This window comes from Curtobacterium sp. MCLR17_031 (assembly GCF_003234775.2).
GTDB lineage: Bacteria > Actinomycetota > Actinomycetes > Actinomycetales > Microbacteriaceae > Curtobacterium > Curtobacterium flaccumfaciens.
Genome location: NZ_CP126270.1, coordinates 164380 through 180262, shown reverse-complemented (window position 1 = coordinate 180262; position 15883 = coordinate 164380). Strand labels below are relative to the sequence as shown.

Genomic DNA, 15883 nt, shown 5'->3' with positions numbered 1-15883 from the left:
TGCGACCCGAACCGTGACGGTAGTCCCGTCGCCCCCAGGAGCACTCGGCCTGCGAGTGCACGCCTGTACGCTGATGTTTCAGAGACGATCGAAAAAGACGAAACCCCGGCGATGTGGCCTGAGCCAGGGATCGTTCCGGGGTCTTCGTGAACAACGGTAGCAGGCGAGGCGGGATGCAGGAAGACGAGCTCGAGCGGCTCATCACAGCCGATCGGCTCCGTTCGTACGCAGGGCGGACGGGGTCGTCGACTGAAGCACTGCGGCTCTACGAGTGGAACATGCGAGCCGCGGCGGCAGTCATGGAGCGAACCGGCGTCGTCGAGGTGTTCGCTCGCAATGCGCTCGACCGTGAACTCTGCGCGTGGGCATCGAGCCGCACCGGGCCGCCCTGGTTCGACATCGCACCACTCGACAGCCGCGGGCGTGCCGACCTCGCGAAGGCACGGGCACGGGCGGGTCGAGAAGGTCGACGTCCCGAAGTACACGGACGGGTCATCGCGGAGCTCAGCTTCGGGTTCTGGCGGTACCTCGTCGAATCGCGGTACCACACCTCGCTCTGGGTGCCCGGCCTGCATCGAGCCTTTCCGCACGGGCCGGACAACCTGCGCATCCGACGGAGCGAGGTGGCGCGACGGCTCCAGCAGCTGCACTTCGTGCGGAACCGCGCCGCGCACCACGAACCCATCCACGCGCGGCACCTGCAGCGGGACCACGACTTCGCACTCGAACTGCTCGGCTGGATCAGTCCGCACGCGGCATCCTGGACTGAGGGCGCCACTTCGATCGAAGCCGTGCTCCGTGCCCGCCCCGACGGGTAGGTGCAGGATCGAAAGAGTTGCGGCACGGAGCGGTGCCGCCGGAAGCGAGGGAGCATCCATGACCGGAGCGAGCGTGTTGTTCATCGGCGGGAGCGGCGTCATCAGCGCCGCCTGCGTCCGGGAAGCCGTCGAGCAGGGGTTCGACGTGACCGTGCTCAACCGGGGGACCACCGGGGGCAGGCCGATCCCGGAGGGTGTGACGCGCCTCCAGGCCGATGTGTCGGACCGCAGCGCCCTGGCGGACGCACTCGGCGACCAGCGCTTCGACGTGGTCGTGAACTGGATCGCCTTCACGCCGGACCAGGTGCATGCCGACGTGGACTTCTTCGCCGGGCGGACGCGGCAGTACGTGTTCATCAGCTCGGCCTCGGCGTACCAGACGCCGGCAACGCACCTGCCGATCACCGAGTCGACGCCGCTGAAGAACCCGTACTGGCAGTACTCGCGCGACAAGATCGCGTGCGAGGAGCTGCTGATGGAGGCGTACCGGGAGCAGGACTTCCCGGTGACGATCGTGCGGCCGTCGCACACCTACGACGAGACGAAGCTGCCGCTGACCGGCGGCTGGACCGCGGTCGCTCGGATGCGTGCCGGCAAGCCGGTCATCATCACCGGCGACGGCACCTCGCTGTGGACCCTGACGCACAGCCGTGACTTCGCGGTCGGGTTCACCGGGCTGCTCGACCGGGCCGAGGCGATCGGTGAGCCCTTCACGATCACGAGCGATGAGGCGCCGACGTGGAACGCCATCGCGCACGAGATCGCTGCGGCGGCCGGGGTCGAGGACCTGCGGATCGTGCACGTGCCGGCGGACGCGATCAACGCCGTCGACCCCGAGTGGGGCGCGGCGCTGCTCGGCGACAAGGCGAACAGCTCGGTGTTCGACAACAGCAAGGTCCGGTCGCTCGTGCCGTGGTACCGGCCGCGCACGACCTACCGGCAGGGTGTGCGCGAGGTCATTGCCTGGTACGAGGCGCACCCCGAGGAGCAGGTTATCGACGAGCGGCTCGATGCCCTGATGGACGAGCTGGCGGCGCGCTGGGCCGTGTGAGCCGCGCTTGGTGAGCAGAAATGGTCGGGTGCCGTGTGGCGACCCGACCATTTCTGCTCACGAAACTCGCGAAGCGCGTGCGAGCGAGCCCGCGGCGCGGGCGCGCGAGCGCGTCAGGCCCGCGCGGCCAGCACGTCGGCCAGGGTTCCGATCCCGAAACGCAGCTCGTCGTCGGTGACGACCAGGGGCGGCGCGAAGCGGATCGTCGACCCGTGGGTGTCCTTCACCAGGAGCCCGCGGTCGGCGAGGTCCTTCGAGATCGCCTTGCCGGTGCCGAGCGCGGGGTCGATGTCGATCCCGGCCCAGAGTCCGGCGACCCGGTGCGAGACGACACCCTTGCCGAGCAGGTCGTCGAGCAGGCCGCGCAACAGCGGTTCGCCGTCGAGGGCCCGCTGCTGGAACGTGCCCTCTCCGAGCATCGCCACGACCTCGGCGCCGACGGCTGCGGCGAGCGGGTTGCCGCCGAAGGTCGATCCGTGTTCGCCGGGACGCAGGACGCCCAGGACATCGCGCGAGCCCACCACCGCGGACACCGGCACGATGCCACCACCGAGGGCCTTGCCGAGCGTGATCAGGTCGGGACGCACCCCGACGCGCTGCACCGCGAGCGTGTGCCCTGTACGACCGAGGCCGGACTGGATCTCGTCGGCGATGAACAGCGCACCGAACTCGTCGCAGACCGCCCGGACTTCAGGGAGGTACGACTCCGGCGGGATGACCACGCCGCCCTCGCCCTGGATCGGTTCGAGCAGCACGGCGACGACGGTCTCGTCCATCGCCTCGCGCAGGGCCGCAGCGTCGCCGTACGGCACCGTGCGGAAGCCGGGCGTGAACGGCCCGAAGTCGTCGTGGGCCGATGGGTCGTCCGAGAACGAGATGATCGTCGTGGTGCGACCGTGGAAGTTCCCGGACGCGACGATGATCGTCGCCCGCTCGGCCGGCACGCCCTTGACCCGGTAGCCCCAGGCACGGGACACCTTGATCGCGGACTCGACGGCCTCGGCACCGGTGTTCATCGGCAGGACCATCTCGGTCTCCGTCAACGCTGCCAGTGCTGCGGCGAACGGCCCGAGCTGGTCGTTCACGAACGCACGGCTCGTGAGCGTCACGCGGTCGAGCTGCGCCCGTGCGGCGTCGAGCAGCCGCGGGTTGCCGTGACCGAAGTTCACCGCCGAGTACGCGGCGAGGCCGTCCAGGTACTGCTTGCCGTCGACGTCGGTGACGGTCGCTCCGGCACCCGACGCGATGACGACGGGCAGCGGGCTGTAGTTGTGCGCGAGGGCGCGGTCCTCGACGGCCAGCGCCGCCGCGGTGTTGACCCCGAGCGACGCTGCCGCCGACATCAGCTGACCCCGAGCGAACGCGCGACCGAGGTGCCGGTGCCGACCGGGTGCAGGTCGAGGGTGCAGCACTTCACGCCGCCACCGCCGAGCAGCAGCTCGGACAGGTCGACGCCGATCGGGTTGTAGCCCTTCTCGCGCAGCTGCTCGGCGAACCGAACAGCCCGGGCGGCGATCACGACGTTGTACCCGTCGGAGTAGGAGTTCAGGCCGAGGATCGCGGCGTCTTCTTCGGTGGCGATGATCGCGTCCGGGAAGCGCTCGCGCAGGATCGCCAGCGACGGCTCGTCGAAGGCGCTCTCCAGGTACGCGATGTTGCTCGTCCCGTCGACGGCGGGCTCGGGGTCGAGCACGGCGATGGCGGTGTCGAGGTGGTAGAAGCTCGGGTTGATGAGCTTGAGCGTGACGACCTCGCGGCCGTAGATCTTCGCGAGCTCGTCGTGCGAGGTGCTGTCCGACCGGAAGCCGGTGCCGGCGAAGATGGTGTCCCCGATGAGCAGGAAGTCGCCCTCGCCCTCGTTGGTCTGCTCCGGCTCGCCTACGGTCAGACCGGCCTGTCGGAACCAGTCCATGTACGCGGGGCCCTCGGGCTGGCGCTCGGGGTACTGGAACTTCGCGCCGTACGCGATGCCGTCGAGGACGAACCCGCCGTTGGCCGCGTAGACCATGTCCGGCAGGCCGTCGATGGGGTCGATGTACGAGATGTCGAAGCCGAGCTGCTCGTAGACGGCGACGAGCGACTCCCACTGCTCGACGGCCTTCGACGTGTCGGTCGGCTCCTCCGGGTGCATCCACGGGTTGATCCGGTAGCTCACGGTGTAGAAGTCCGGCTTGCACATGAGGATCGTGCGCTTGGTGGCGACACGGGCCGGGGTGACGACGGACTCGGGGGCGGGTGCGGTGTTCGACATCAGTCCTCCTGGAAGGGACCGGGGCCCGAGCCTGCCAGGAACCGAAACGGAACGAGGAGAAGAGCTCCGGTGAGATGCAGGCTCACTCACCGCAGCGGACCAGGTCGACGCCGAGTCGATCCTTCCACAGACTCACCGCAGCGGAACAGTGACACTCAAGCATCGACGCCGAGTCGGTCCTGGCACAGACCGTCCACCGAGTGCAGTCCCCCGCCTGCGGGACCGTGACACCCGTTCGGGTGACGCACGTTTCGTGCGCGAGACCCACCAGTCTCGCAACAAGTCCGCGTACGATGGGGACAAATGGATACGCTCGACCACCGCATCCTGGATCAACTCCGGGACAACGCCCGCGCCGGCTACGGCGACATCGGGTCGGTGGTCGGACTCTCGGCCTCGGCCGTCAAGCGCCGTGTCGACCGGCTGGTCGGTGACGGCGTGATCCAGGGCTTCACGATCAAGGTCGACCCCGCCGTCGAGGACCGCGGAACCGAGGCCTGGGTCGAGCTCTACTGCCGCGGCACCGTCTCGCCCGACGAGCTGCGTGCCCTGCTCGACACCGTCCCCGAGGTCATCGACGCCGGCACGGTCACCGGCAGCGCCGACGCCGTCGTGCACATGCGTTCGAAGGACCTGTCCGCGCTCGAGGAAGCGCTCGACAAGGTCCGCCTCGCACCCCAGGTCGACCACACCCGCTCCGCGATCGTGCTCTCCAAGCTCGTCAGTCGAGAGACCGCGTAACGTCCCACGCATGGGACGGAAGACGGCCGGGAGGCGCGGATCACCGCCCACGGGATCGCGTCCGGCCCGGCAGCTGGTCACCACTGCGGGCCTCGCCTACGTCGCGAACTGCCTGTGGGGCACCGCGGTCGCCGTGCGGCTGATCCGCACGAAGAAGCTCCGCGTCGTGCACCACGGGCTGTTCGTCGTGACCGCGACCCTGACCGGCGTCGCCGCGACGACCCCCGCGTGGACGCGCGACCGGACCGCACTGTTCCTGCTGCCGGCACTCGTGCCCCTGGCGGTCGCTCCACGCACCGACCCGCGCTCCGGAGCACACTGGAAGGTCGCGGTCGCCGCCGCACCGTCCTACCTGGGGGCCGTGCTCGCACGCAGGCGATCAGAGAGGTGAGCAGTGGAGCTGTTCGAGGCCATCCGACGACGACGCACGACGAACGGGCCGTTCCTGCCCGATCCGGTGTCGGACGAGCACCAGCGGCTGCTCATGGAGCTCGCCGGCCGGGCGCCGTCGCAGCTCAACAGCCAGCCGTGGCGCTTCGTGCTGATCGAGGAGCGCCAGACGATCGACCGCGTCGCCGAGATCAGCGGCAGCTCGATGACCCGCACCATGGCCGAGGGCACGTTCTTCGAGCGGTACAAGCCGTACTTCCGGTTCTCCAAGGCCGAGATGGACGAGCGACGCGACGGCATGCTGTTCGACAAGCTCCCCGGGCCGCTGCGGCCGTTCACGAAGCAGGTGTTCACGAAGCGCGGGCAGCTGCTCATGAACACGCTCCGGGTGCCGCAGACCCTGGGTGAGGAGAACCGGAAGCTCGTCGCCGGGTCACCGCTGCTGCTCGGCGTGATGCTCGACCGCCACGAGTACCGGAAGGAGGAGCTGTCCGGCTTCTACTCGGTGTTCAGCATGGGCGCGGCGATGGAGAACATCTGGCTCGCGACGACCGAGCTCGGCCTGGGGATCCAGTTCGTGTCCTTCCCGATGGAGACCCCCGGCGCGTGGGAGGAGATCGAGGGACTGCTCCGCGTGCCCGAGTCGCTCGAGCTGATGGCCGTCTACCGGATCGGGTACCTGCCCCCGGAACGACGACGTCCGGCCATCGACTGGACGTCGAGCGAGCGGAAGCGACCCTCGCAGTACGTGTTCCGCGGCACCTGCGACACCCCGCAGCGCGGGTGGGACGACGCACCCGTCGCAGCCCACATCGAACCGGAGGCGACCACATCGTGACCGACACCCGACCCACCCACGTGACCCCGGGCCTCCCGGCCGTCGCCCCCGGCCTGCCGGGCCGCCCCTGGATCTCGCAGGACTGGCTCGACGTCGTCTTCGTGCACTGGCGCGTCGACGTGTCGGCGGTGGCCCCGCTGCTGCCGGCCGGCACGCGGCCCGACACGATGGCGCTCGACGGCACCGACGACGGGGTGACCACCTGGGTGGGCCTCATCGCGTTCCGGTTCGAGGACACGCGGTTCCCGCCGTTCTCGACCGGGAGCATCGGCGACTTCGTCGAGCTGAACGTCCGCGTCTACACGGTCGACGAGCAGGGGCAACGCGGGGTGGTGTTCCTGTCGCTCGACGCCGGCAAGCTCCTGCCGACCATCGGCGCACGCGTCGCGACCGGACTGCCGTACCGGTGGGCGGTCGCGGAGTCGCGCAGCGGTGACGGCCGCGTGGGGTACGCGATGCGGCGGCACGGCACCCACCTGCGGTCGATGCTCGACGTCCGGATCGGCGAGGCACTCGACGAGCCGGGGCCCCTCGAGACGTTCCTGACCGCGCGGTGGGGCATGCACGTGCACCGGGCGGGGCGGACGCGGTTCTGGCCGAACGAGCACGAGTCGTGGCCGTTGCACCGGGCCTCGGTGGTGTCGCTGCGGGACGACCTGGTCGGGGCTGCCGGACTGCCCTTCGGGCTGACGGAGCTCGAGCCGGACTCGGTGCTCTACTCGCCGGGGGTCACGACGCGGTTCGGTCGGGGGCGCTGAGGCCGGACGACGTCAGTCGTGGGGTGACCGACGCGCGACGACGAACTGATGGACGGCCATCACGGCGCTGATCACCGCGAAGGCAGCGCCGAACGTCCAGGTCGTGCTCCGGTAGTCGGGGAGATCAGCGAGCGTCAGGCCAAGGATCGCCAGGACGACGCAGCACACGGCGACGGCGAGTGCTGTCCACGCGACGACGAGGCGATCGATCCGCGGCACCGAGCGCGTGAAGCGGAACGCCGTCGGGACGCCGGCGACCGCACCGAACAGGGCGCCGAAGGGGAACCCGACGGTCAGGGTGGTGACCGACACGATGCCGACGCTCACGACCGCGACGACCACGCGGGTGACGTGGGACCGCCACGAGGCTCCGCGGCTCTGCTCGTCGTACGCGCGCCGACCCGTCACGAACAGGGCAACTGCGCCGACGGTCGTCACCACTGCGGCGGACACCCCGACGACGAGCGCCAACGCACCACCGAAGGCGATCCCGAAGACGACGTGTGCGGCGGCGAGGAGCAGCGCGAGGACCGGGTACGTCCAGACCTCGCGCGGCCGGGTCGGTGTGTTGAGCACCCAACCGGGCGGCGCCTCCTCGGCAGGGCCGGCGGTGTCGGGGTCTCGGGTCTCCACCTCGCCATGATGTCCGATCGGTGCCTGCGTGGTCCGGGACGGCGACTTCGGGGGACAGCGGCTGAGTGGTGCGCGGTCGGCCGCAGGTACAAGGGAGCCATGACTCGAGTGGCAGTGGTGACCGGTGGATCCGCAGGACTGGGACGGGCGACCGTCCGGGAGCTCGCCGCACGGGGGTGGGACGTGGCCGTCCTGGCCCGCGGGCAGGAGGGCGTCGACGCCGCCGTCGCCGAGGTCGAGGCCGCCGGGCGCCGCGGGCTGGCCCTGGTCGCCGACGTCTCCGACCGCGACGCCGTCGAAGCCGCGGCTGACCGGGTCGAGCAGGAGCTCGGACCGATCGACCTGTGGGTGAACGGCGTGATGGTCGGGGTGTTCGGGAAGTTCCTCGACACCGCCCCGGAGGACTTCGAGCGGGCGCTGCACGTGACCTACCTCGGCTTCGTGAACGGCACCCGGTCGGCGCTGTCGCGGATGGTCCCCCGCGGTCGTGGACACGTGATCCAGGTCGGTTCGGCGCTCGGGTTCCGCGGGATCCCCCTGCAGGCCGCGTACTGCGGTGCGAAGCACGCGATCGTCGGGTTCACCGAGTCCGTCGTCTCCGAGCTGCGCGAACAGGGCAGCAAGGTCAAGGTGTCCCGCGTGGACATGCCGGCGCTCAACACGATCCAGTTCCAGTGGGTGAAGTCGAAGCTGCCGCACCACCCGCAGCCGGTCGCCCCGATCTACCAGCCCGAGGTCGGCGCCCGCGCCATCGCCGCCGTGGCCGAACGGCCGCGCAGCCGCACCTGGGTGGGCGAGTCGACCGTCTACACGATCATCGGCAACCGGATCAGCGGACGCTTCGCCGACTGGTACGCCGCCAAGACCCTGGTCGACGGGCAGCAGGCACCGGACAAGGACGGCCTCGAGATGCGGGACAACCTGTACGAGCCGGTGCCGGGCGACCACGGTGCGCACGGGGTCTTCGACGAGTCCGCACACGCCTGGTCGCCGCAGACCTGGTGGGTGGAGCACCGCCGGGTCGGCAACGGCATCATCGGTGCCGTGCTCGGTGCCGCCGGGGCCGCTGCACTCGTCGCGGGACGCCGACGATGAGCCGCCGGTCGTCTGCCAGCAACGGGGCAGCCGTCGTCGAGCTGGCCCGTGCCGGGCTCGGCCTGTGGCACCTGAGCCGTGCGGCCCGAGGGTCCGACCAGGCGGTGCTGCACGGTGTGCTCGGGGTCCGGCAGCTCGCACAGGCTGCGCTCGTCGCGCGGGTGGGTTCCGGCAACGCGCACACCCTGAGCGCCGTCGTGGACACCTTGCACGGCGCGACGATGGTGCCGCTGGCCGTCGGCGATCCGCGTCGACGCCGGTTCGCGGTCGACCAGCTCTGGATCGCCGCCGTCCTGGCGATCGCCGAGGCAGCGGTCGTCGGTCGCGGAGGGCGCCGCTGAGTCCTGTCGGGGGTGCTCGGTAGCGTCCCCGGCATGAGCACGATCTACTCCGTCGCGTCCTCGCTGGACGGCTTCGTCGCAGCGCCCGACGACGACCTCGACTGGCTGCTGCAGTTCGGGTTCGAACCGTTCCAGGAGCACCACGACCGGTTCTACGCGGGCGTCGGCGCGATCGCGATGGGGTCGACGACGTACGAGTGGCTGCTCGAGCACGACGACACGTGGGCGTACCCGGACCTGGCGACGTGGGTGTTCACCACGCGAGACCTGCCGGTGCCGGACGGTGCCGACGTGCGCTTCGTCTCCGGCGAGGTCGGCGACCACCAGGCCGACCTCGAGCGCGTGGCCGACGGCCGTGACGTCTGGGTCGTCGGCGGCGGACTGCTCGCGGCGCAGTACCAGCAGGCGGGCATCCTCGACGAGCTGCGGGTCACCGTGATGCCGGTCGCGCTCGGCGCCGGAGCGCCCCTGCTGCCGGTGGCCGCACCGACCCCGGTGTTCGAGCTCGTCGGCACCACGCAGTTCGACGGCGGGGCGGTCGAGCTCCACTACCGTTCCGCAGCAACCGCGGCGTAGCGTCCGGAGCATGAGCGACAACGAGCAGACCGAGCCCGTCATGGACGGTGCCACCGATGCCACGAACCACGAGAAGCTGCAGGGCCTGATCGAGCAGGTCGACCACGACCACGCCGGTGAGGGTGCCGGCGCGATGGCCGACCACCTGCGCGACCGCATGGACGAGACCGGCGTCGAGGACGAAGAAGCGGGTGACGCCGAGGACTGATCCTCGGGGCACTTCGTGAGCAGAAGAGGTCGGGTCCCCACACGGGACCCGACCTCTTCTGCTCACCAAGCGGAAGCGCCTACACGCGCAACTCGGAGAAGTCGCTGTCGACGTCGCCGAACCGGTGCGCCGTGATCGACACCGACTGCTCCCGCAGGTACGGCAGCATCTCGATCACGCCGGCCTCGACCACGGGGGCGTCGTGGATCGCGACGTCGATGCTCGCACCCAGGGCTTCTTCGAGGGCGAGTGGGTCACCACCGAGCAACCGGATCCGGGCACCGGGACCACCGAACGCCGTGTGCGCCGGGCGGTCCTGCCCCTGTGACAACACGGCCTCGAGCGCGTCGACGGGCTGGTCGTCCTGGTCGGTGGACCAGTCCGCCTGGAACACGGCCCCCGACGACGCGCGGGCGTGGAACTCCTGGTCGGACTCCACCAGGTGGTCGACTACGTCGAGCGGCGACCGGTTCCCCGCCAGCAGCTGCGTGAGCGGGCCGGGCAGCGGCCGAGCCGTGCTGAGCAGGACGTGCGCACGTGCCGAGGTCGCGGCGACGAGCGTCCGGACGAGGTCCACGGTCGAGGCGTCCTCGGCCTGGCGCACGATGACGGACTGGGGTCGGTGGCGCAGCACGTTCCGCTGCACCACGAGCCCGGACAGGTCCCGCGACCGGAAGAGGGTCTCTCGCGCACGGACGTCGCTCAGGGCCCCGGCGCGGACGCGGTCGAACTCCTCGAACGACAGCCCGCTGCGCGCGGCCTCGATCACCGCGGTGACGCGCGGGGGCAGGCCGTGCAGCTGGATGCTCTTGTGCACGGTGCGGGGCGTGGGCAGCCAGCGGCCGAGGGTCGCGACGTACATGGGCCCGCCGGCCTTGGTGCCGGTGCCGACCGAGGAGCCCTTCCAGCCGCCGAACGGCTGGCGTCCCACGACGGCACCGGTGATGCCGCGGTTGACGGAGAGGTTGCCGGCTCGGACCCGGGCCAGCCACTCGGACACCTCGTCGACGTCGAGCGAGTGGATGCCCGCCGTCAGCCCGAAGTCGGTGCCGTTCTGGATGGCGATGGCCTGCTCGAGGGTCTCGGCGCGCATGATGCCGAGCACCGGGCCCGAGTACGCGGTCTGGTGGAAGTCGCTGCCGGGGCGGACGCCGTCGCGGATGCCCGGTGACCAGAGGCGGCCGGAGTCGTCGACCGCCTCGGGCTGCACGAGCCAGGACTCCCCCGGGCCGAGCTCGGTCAGGCCCTGACGGAGGGCGCCCTGCGGTTCGGCGATGAGCGGGCCGACCTGCGCCGTGGGGTCGTCGGGCCACGCGACCCGGAGCGTGCGGGTGGCGTCGACGAGCTGCCGCTGGAAGCGCTCGCTCTCCCCCACCGACCCGACCAGGATCACGAGGGACGCCGCCGAGCACTGCTGTCCGGCGTGCCCGAAGGCGGACTGCACGATGTCCTGCACCGCCAGGTCGAGGTCGGCGCTCGGCGTGACGACGATGGCGTTCTTGCCGCTCGTCCCGGCGGTGAGCGGCAGTCCGGCACGCCACCAGCGGAACGAACGGGCGGTGTCGGACGAGCCGGTCAGGATGATGCGGTCGACCGTGGGGTGGCCGATGAGGTCGCGGCCGAGTTCGTCCTCGGCCAGGTCGACGAGCTGCAGCAGCGAGTGCGGCACCCCGGCGTCCCAGAGCACGTCGGCGAGCACGGCACCGGACCGCTTGGCCTCGGGCGCGGGCTTGAGCACGACACCGCTGCCCGCGGCGAGCGCCGCCAGCACGCCACCGGCGGGGATGGCGACGGGGGAGCTCCACGGCGGCACGACGACGGTCAGCCGCGGCGGCACGTACTGCGCGCCCTCGATGTCCCCGAGGCGGCGGGCGCTCTCGGCGTAGTAGTGCGCGGCGTCGACGGCCTCGGTCACCTCGGCGTCGGCCTCGGCGAAGGTCGTGCCCGTCTCGGCGGCCATCACCTCGATCAGGTCGGCGCGGCGGGTCTCGAGTTCGTGCCCGATGAGGTCGAGGAGCTCGGCACGGTCGGACGGGTCCTGCCGTCCCCAGTTCACGCCGGCCTGGGCGGTGCGCGCCATGATCCGCTCGAGCTTGGAGCGGTCGGCGACCTTCGCACCGCGGATCGTCTGCGCGCCGAGCTGCGAGCGCGGCACCCGGCGCAGGACGTCGAGCGCCCAGGCCCGGTTGGCGGCGACGGACGGGTCGGTCTCGGGGGCGTTGCGGAACGCGTCGCGCAGGACGGGTTCGCCGAGCGCGCGGTGGCGGTCCTGCGTGCGGTGGGTGGCGGGCACGGGCTCGTCGAGTGCGGCGACGGACGCCAGGAACCGGCTGTGCTCCCGCTCGAACACGCTGGCGTCGTGGTCGATGTCGGACGCGGCGGCGATGAAGTTCTCGGGGCTCGCGCTCTCCTGCAGGCGACGGGCCAGGTACGCGATGGCCGAGTCGAACTCGTCCGGCTGCACGACGGGCGTGTAGAGCAGGATCTGCCCGACGTCGGCCCGGACGGCCTGGGCGTGGGTGGACGCCATGCCGAGCAGCATCTCGACGTCGACGGCGTCGGTGACCCCGCGGCGCTGGGCGAGCACCCACGCGGTGGCGAGGTCGAACAGGTTGTGCCCGGCGACCCCGATCCGCACGGCGTCGGTGCGCTCCGGCGTCAGTGCGGCGTCGAGCATCCGGAGGTACGCGGTGTCGGTCTCCCGCTTGCTGCCCCAGGTGGCGAGGGGCCACCCGTGCAGGATCGCGTCGACGTGCTCCATGGCGAGGTTCGCGCCCTTGACGAGCCGCACCGTGATCGGGGCGCCGCCGCGCGCCCGGCGTTCCTGCGCCCACGCGGTCAGCGCGTCGAGTGCTCCCGCGGCGTCGGGCAGGTAGGCCTGCAGCACGATGCCGGCCGGCAGGTCGGCGAACTCATCACGGTCGAGCAGCGCCCGGAACACGGCGAGGGTGACGTCGAGGTCGCGGTACTCCTCGATGTCGAGGTTGATGAACTTGGCGGGGCGCCCGGCGGCCGTCGGTGCCGCGGCCAGGCGGTACAGCGGGACGAGCCGGTCGACGACGCGCTCGACCGTCTGGTCGAAGGCCCACGGCGAGGTCTGCGGCACGACGGCGCTCACCTTGATCGACACGTGGTCGACGTCGTCGCGGGCGAGCAGGTCCATGGTGCCCTGCAGGCGTCGGTCGCTCTCGGCGCTGCCGAGGACGGCTTCGCCGAGCAGGTTCACGTTCAGTCGCGTGCCCGGACCGCGGACCTTGGCGAGGGCCGGTCCGAGCTTGCTCGTGCTGGCGTCGATGACCAGGTGCCCGGTCATCCGGCGCAGGATCCGGCGCGCGGTCGGGATCACGGCCCAGGGCGCCATGGTGGCGAACCCGCCGCCGAGCGTCACCGCCCCGCGCAGGTACCAGGCGAGGAAGTCGGGGACGTCACGGCTCAGCTGCTCGAGGTTGCGTGCCGCCACCCGGGGGTCTTCGGGGCGGATGACCTTGTCCACGAACCCCCGCGTGAAGTCGAGGCCCTGCTCGTCGCGCAGGACCTCGGCCAGACGGACCGCACCTGGGTCGGGCTTCACCCCGGCGGACGCCGCCAGCCACCGGCGCACGAGCGCGACGGCGTCATCGGTGGTGTCCTGGAGGCGAGCGCTCGGCATCCCCCGATCGTATGCCGCACGTCCGACGCGACCTCGGAGCACGCCGTACGTCGGCCAGGAGTCATCCGAGCGGATGAAAGGGCTCGCGGCGCGGTCCGATCGTCCGCCCGGTGGATACGCTGGTCGGCATGTCGACGGAGGGCAACGGTGGCCACGACTGGGCCACCTGGGACGCGTACCACGACGCCTGGCGACGACTCGACCGGGCGCTCGACCGGGCCGTCCAGGCGGGCGCCGGCATCTCCGTCCCCGAGTTCGAGATCCTGATCGGCCTGCACCGCGACCCCGACCACCGTCTGCGCGTCCGGGACATCGCCGCGGGGATCGGCTGGGAGAAGTCGCGGGTCAGCCACCAGGTCACCCGGATGGTCTCCCGCGGCCTGGTCGAGCGGGCGGACTGCCCGAGCGACGCCCGCGGCAGCTGGGTGGTGATGACCGCGGACGGCCGTCGCGCGGTGCTCGCCGGCATCCGCGCGCACACCGGCGCGCTCGAGGACCTGTTCTGGAGGCCCGTGGGGACCGACGCCGAGACGCTGCGGTCCGTCAGTGCGCGCGTCCAGGACGCCATCGGCCCCGACGACGCCTCGGACGAGGCCGACGTCGGCTAGAGGGTGACGACGGCGAGCGCGCCGCGCTCACCGCGCAGGCGGACCTGCACGCTCTTGATCTCGTCCCTCGGGATGTCGGTCGACGCCGACAGTCCGCGCGCATCGGCACCGGCAGCCGTCCACGAGCCCACGGTCTGCGTCGAGCCGTCGGTCCGGACGACGACGAGGTCGTAGAGGATCGACCCGTCCGGCGACCACTCCTTGCCGCCGTACGAGCACCCCCAGTCGAAGCGGGTGCCCCACTGCTCGCCGCTGATGGCGAGCTGGACGTCGAGTCCCTGCACGCCGGTCATGTCGTAGCGGTCGGCGGTGGCAGCTGCCGTCGGAGCGGCACCGGCCTGCACCGTGGTGCGCTCCCCCGCGGCGCCGACCGCGAGCCCGCCCAGGACGGCGGCGACCACCGCGAGCCCCGCGGTTGCGGCGACCCAGACCCGGCGACGGCGGCGACGGTGTCGGACGCGGTGCGCGACGGAGGCGAGGTCGCTCTCGGAACGGGTGTCGGGCCTCCCGTCCGGTTCCGCGATCTCGATCGCCTGGTCTGCCGGGAGCTTGCCGAGGAGCCCCGGCAGACCGACCAGCTCCGCGACGGCGGCCGCACAGCGGTCGCACGTCTCGAGGTGCCGTTCGTACTCCAGCCGCTCACTGGCCGGGAGCGACCCCAGGACGTACGCCGCATCCCACTCCGCGTACTTGTCGTCGCTCATCGGGTCACTCCTCGTTCCTGCAGTGCGAGCCGCAGGGCTCGCAGCCCGTAGTGCAACCGCGACTTGGCGGTGCCCTCTGGGATGTCGTGTCGTCGTGCGATCTCCGGCACCGTGTGCCCGAGCCAGTACGCGTCCACCACCACGCGACGGTGGTCCGGGCTCAGCGACGCGAGTGCGTCGGCGACCACGATCCGGTCCAGCACGGCGTCCGTGCTGTCCGACTCGATCCGTTCGACCTGGTGCTCGGTGCCGTGCTCACGGCGGTTGCGGGCCGACCGCGCGTCGTCGACCACCAGGTTGCGCGCCACCGTGAAGAGCCACGCCCGTGCACTGTCGGGTGCCCGTTCGAGCACGGCCGGGCGCTGCCAGGCGCGGACCATCGTCTCCTGCACGACGTCCTCGACCGTCGAGCCGTCCCGCGTGAGGTGCCGGACGTACCGCGTGAGCGCGTCACCGTGCTCGCGGTACAGCGTCGCGAGCAGCTCGTCCGCGGAACGACTCGTCACGGTCACTTCCCGAGGTCGAGGGAGAACTCGACGGAGCCCTTCCCGTCCACGGTGACGAAGCCGAGCGAGGGGGCCTTCACGCCGTAGTCGGCGAAGGTGATCGGCACGGTGCCGGCGACCTGGACGGTCCCGCCCTTGCCGACCGCGACCTGGGCGTCGGCCGTGACCGGCTTCTCGACGCCGTGCAGGTCCATCGTGCCGGTCAGGGTGACGTCCTGCGTGGAGCCGTCGAGCGCCTTCGTGACGTCGACGGGCTTCGTGAGCTCGAACGTCGCCGTGGGGTACTTGTCGGTCTGCAGCGCGGTGGAGCGGAAGTACTCGTCGCGGGCGGCTTCCGGGGTGCTGATCTTGCCGACCTGCACGGTGACGGACGCCTTGGTGAGAGACCCACCGTCGACGACGGCGGTGCCCTTGACGTCCTTCGTGCGACCGACCACGTTCACATCATTCCCCTGCAGGACCTCGTGCACCCGGTACCCGGCGTACGAGCTGCTCGTGCTGGTCCAGGTGCCGTCGGCGTCCTTCGCGTCGAGGGTGCCGGACGAGGACGCCGACAGCGAGGGTGCTGCGGCGGCCTGGCCGTTGACGGTGTTCGCGTAGATGACCGGGCCGGCGATGACGGCTGCTGCCGCCACGACGACGACGCCGGCGGAGATCCCGATGATGACCTTGGTGCGTTTGCGGAGTGCCATACCCAGACGACGAGGCAGCCGGGC

The 15883-nt window shown here is 71.3% G+C and carries 18 protein-coding genes; 11 read left to right on the top strand and 7 right to left on the bottom strand.

Annotated elements, in window-relative coordinates; translation table 11 throughout:
• Window positions 1-173: 173 nt before the first annotated feature.
• Both DEI96_RS00895 and DEI96_RS00890 read left to right on the top strand, forming a co-directional pair.
• Window positions 174-818, top strand: coding sequence for a hypothetical protein (locus DEI96_RS00895; RefSeq protein WP_111022371.1), 645 nt, complete (start codon window positions 174-176; stop codon window positions 816-818).
• Between the two features lie 58 nt (window positions 819-876).
• The gene (locus DEI96_RS00890) at window positions 877-1869 is read left to right on the top strand and encodes an NAD-dependent epimerase/dehydratase family protein (RefSeq protein WP_111022372.1); all 993 of its coding nucleotides are present in this window, start codon (window positions 877-879) and stop codon (window positions 1867-1869) included.
• Window positions 1870-1982: 113 nt separating this feature from the next.
• Here DEI96_RS00890 and rocD read toward each other — a convergent pair whose 3' ends face one another.
• Together rocD and ddaH are read right to left on the bottom strand one after the other, a co-directional pair.
• Window positions 1983-3212 carry an ornithine--oxo-acid transaminase gene (gene rocD, locus DEI96_RS00885; RefSeq protein ID WP_111022373.1) on the bottom strand — a complete coding sequence of 410 codons (1230 nt, stop codon included), beginning with the start codon at window positions 3210-3212 and terminating at the stop codon, window positions 1983-1985.
• Entirely contained in the window at window positions 3212-4120 is a 909-nt protein-coding gene (gene ddaH / locus DEI96_RS00880; RefSeq protein ID WP_111022374.1) for a dimethylargininase, read from the bottom strand. The genes rocD and ddaH overlap by 1 nt, the downstream gene beginning before the upstream one ends.
• 303 nt (window positions 4121-4423) lie before the next feature.
• Between ddaH and DEI96_RS00875 the strand changes: the two genes are divergently transcribed.
• The 4 genes from DEI96_RS00875 to DEI96_RS00860 are packed head-to-tail and all read left to right on the top strand — an operon-like array spanning window position 4424 to window position 6847.
• Window positions 4424-4861: an Lrp/AsnC family transcriptional regulator gene (locus tag DEI96_RS00875; RefSeq protein ID WP_017887694.1), complete on the top strand. Its 438-nt coding sequence runs from the start codon at window positions 4424-4426 to the stop codon at window positions 4859-4861.
• Between the two features lie 10 nt (window positions 4862-4871).
• Window positions 4872-5252, top strand: coding sequence for a hypothetical protein (locus DEI96_RS00870; RefSeq protein ID WP_111022375.1), 381 nt, complete (start codon window positions 4872-4874; stop codon window positions 5250-5252).
• Between the two features lie 3 nt (window positions 5253-5255).
• A complete protein-coding gene (locus DEI96_RS00865) occupies window positions 5256-6089 on the top strand; it encodes a nitroreductase family protein (protein ID WP_027467047.1) in 834 nt (277 codons plus the stop codon).
• A complete protein-coding gene (locus DEI96_RS00860; RefSeq protein ID WP_258372695.1) occupies window positions 6086-6847 on the top strand; it encodes a YqjF family protein in 762 nt (253 codons plus the stop codon). The genes DEI96_RS00865 and DEI96_RS00860 overlap by 4 nt, the downstream gene beginning before the upstream one ends.
• A 12-nt stretch (window positions 6848-6859) precedes the next feature.
• Here the strand turns inward: DEI96_RS00860 and DEI96_RS00855 are convergent, their stop codons facing one another.
• Complete coding sequence (locus tag DEI96_RS00855) at window positions 6860-7480, bottom strand: hypothetical protein (RefSeq protein ID WP_111022376.1); 621 nt, start codon at window positions 7478-7480, stop codon at window positions 6860-6862.
• Between the two features lie 99 nt (window positions 7481-7579).
• On the opposite strand from DEI96_RS00855, the gene DEI96_RS00850 reads away from it, so the two are divergent.
• The 4 genes from DEI96_RS00850 to DEI96_RS00835 are packed head-to-tail and all read left to right on the top strand — an operon-like array spanning window position 7580 to window position 9700.
• Entirely contained in the window at window positions 7580-8575 is a 996-nt protein-coding gene (locus DEI96_RS00850; RefSeq protein ID WP_111022377.1) for an SDR family oxidoreductase, read from the top strand.
• Window positions 8572-8916, top strand: coding sequence for a hypothetical protein (locus tag DEI96_RS00845; protein WP_111022378.1), 345 nt, complete (start codon window positions 8572-8574; stop codon window positions 8914-8916). The genes DEI96_RS00850 and DEI96_RS00845 overlap by 4 nt, the downstream gene beginning before the upstream one ends.
• Window positions 8917-8949: 33 nt before the next feature.
• Window positions 8950-9492 carry a dihydrofolate reductase family protein gene (locus DEI96_RS00840; protein WP_111022379.1) on the top strand — a complete coding sequence of 181 codons (543 nt, stop codon included), beginning with the start codon at window positions 8950-8952 and terminating at the stop codon, window positions 9490-9492.
• A 10-nt stretch (window positions 9493-9502) separates the two neighbouring features.
• Window positions 9503-9700 (top strand): hypothetical protein, encoded by a 198-nt coding sequence (locus DEI96_RS00835; protein WP_071404495.1) that lies wholly within the window; start codon window positions 9503-9505, stop codon window positions 9698-9700.
• A gap of 79 nt (window positions 9701-9779) precedes the next feature.
• On the opposite strand, the gene DEI96_RS00830 is transcribed toward DEI96_RS00835, so the two are convergent.
• On the bottom strand, window positions 9780-13349 hold the full coding sequence (locus DEI96_RS00830; RefSeq protein ID WP_111022380.1) for a bifunctional proline dehydrogenase/L-glutamate gamma-semialdehyde dehydrogenase: 3570 nt from the start codon (window positions 13347-13349) through the stop codon (window positions 9780-9782).
• A gap of 128 nt (window positions 13350-13477) precedes the next feature.
• Between DEI96_RS00830 and DEI96_RS00825 the strand changes: the two genes are divergently transcribed.
• On the top strand, window positions 13478-13957 hold the full coding sequence (locus DEI96_RS00825) for a MarR family winged helix-turn-helix transcriptional regulator (protein WP_071404493.1): 480 nt from the start codon (window positions 13478-13480) through the stop codon (window positions 13955-13957).
• Here DEI96_RS00825 and DEI96_RS00820 read toward each other — a convergent pair.
• From DEI96_RS00820 to DEI96_RS00810, 3 genes are read right to left on the bottom strand one after another with little or no spacing between them, the layout of a single operon-like run.
• Window positions 13954-14661 (bottom strand): anti-sigma factor, encoded by a 708-nt coding sequence (locus DEI96_RS00820; protein ID WP_111022381.1) that lies wholly within the window; start codon window positions 14659-14661, stop codon window positions 13954-13956. The two genes, DEI96_RS00825 and DEI96_RS00820, sit on opposite strands and share 4 nt — an antisense overlap.
• Entirely contained in the window at window positions 14658-15173 is a 516-nt protein-coding gene (locus tag DEI96_RS00815) for a sigma-70 family RNA polymerase sigma factor (protein WP_071404491.1), read from the bottom strand. The genes DEI96_RS00820 and DEI96_RS00815 overlap by 4 nt, the downstream gene beginning before the upstream one ends.
• The gene (locus DEI96_RS00810; RefSeq protein ID WP_111022382.1) at window positions 15170-15859 is read right to left on the bottom strand and encodes a YceI family protein; all 690 of its coding nucleotides are present in this window, start codon (window positions 15857-15859) and stop codon (window positions 15170-15172) included. Before DEI96_RS00810 ends, DEI96_RS00815 begins: the two co-directional genes overlap by 4 nt.
• Window positions 15860-15883: the final 24 nt, after the last annotated feature.

Bases quoted from the DNA above. Each gene is read 5' to 3' on its own strand.
- DEI96_RS00895 (WP_111022371.1), top strand. From the start codon at position 174: ATGCAGGAAGACGAGCTCGAGCGGCTCATCACAGCCGATCGGCTCCGT.
- DEI96_RS00890 (WP_111022372.1), top strand. From the start codon at position 877: ATGACCGGAGCGAGCGTGTTGTTCATCGGCGGGAGCGGCGTCATCAGC.
- rocD (WP_111022373.1), bottom strand. From the start codon at position 3,212: ATGTCGGCGGCAGCGTCGCTCGGGGTCAACACCGCGGCGGCGCTGGCC.
- ddaH (WP_111022374.1), bottom strand. From the start codon at position 4,120: ATGTCGAACACCGCACCCGCCCCCGAGTCCGTCGTCACCCCGGCCCGT.
- DEI96_RS00875 (WP_017887694.1), top strand. From the start codon at position 4,424: ATGGATACGCTCGACCACCGCATCCTGGATCAACTCCGGGACAACGCC.
- DEI96_RS00870 (WP_111022375.1), top strand. From the start codon at position 4,872: ATGGGACGGAAGACGGCCGGGAGGCGCGGATCACCGCCCACGGGATCG.
- DEI96_RS00850 (WP_111022377.1), top strand. From the start codon at position 7,580: ATGACTCGAGTGGCAGTGGTGACCGGTGGATCCGCAGGACTGGGACGG.
- DEI96_RS00845 (WP_111022378.1), top strand. From the start codon at position 8,572: ATGAGCCGCCGGTCGTCTGCCAGCAACGGGGCAGCCGTCGTCGAGCTG.
- DEI96_RS00840 (WP_111022379.1), top strand. From the start codon at position 8,950: ATGAGCACGATCTACTCCGTCGCGTCCTCGCTGGACGGCTTCGTCGCA.
- DEI96_RS00835 (WP_071404495.1), top strand. From the start codon at position 9,503: ATGAGCGACAACGAGCAGACCGAGCCCGTCATGGACGGTGCCACCGAT.
- DEI96_RS00830 (WP_111022380.1), bottom strand. From the start codon at position 13,349: ATGCCGAGCGCTCGCCTCCAGGACACCACCGATGACGCCGTCGCGCTC.
- DEI96_RS00825 (WP_071404493.1), top strand. From the start codon at position 13,478: ATGTCGACGGAGGGCAACGGTGGCCACGACTGGGCCACCTGGGACGCG.
- DEI96_RS00820 (WP_111022381.1), bottom strand. From the start codon at position 14,661: ATGAGCGACGACAAGTACGCGGAGTGGGATGCGGCGTACGTCCTGGGG.
- DEI96_RS00810 (WP_111022382.1), bottom strand. From the start codon at position 15,859: ATGGCACTCCGCAAACGCACCAAGGTCATCATCGGGATCTCCGCCGGC.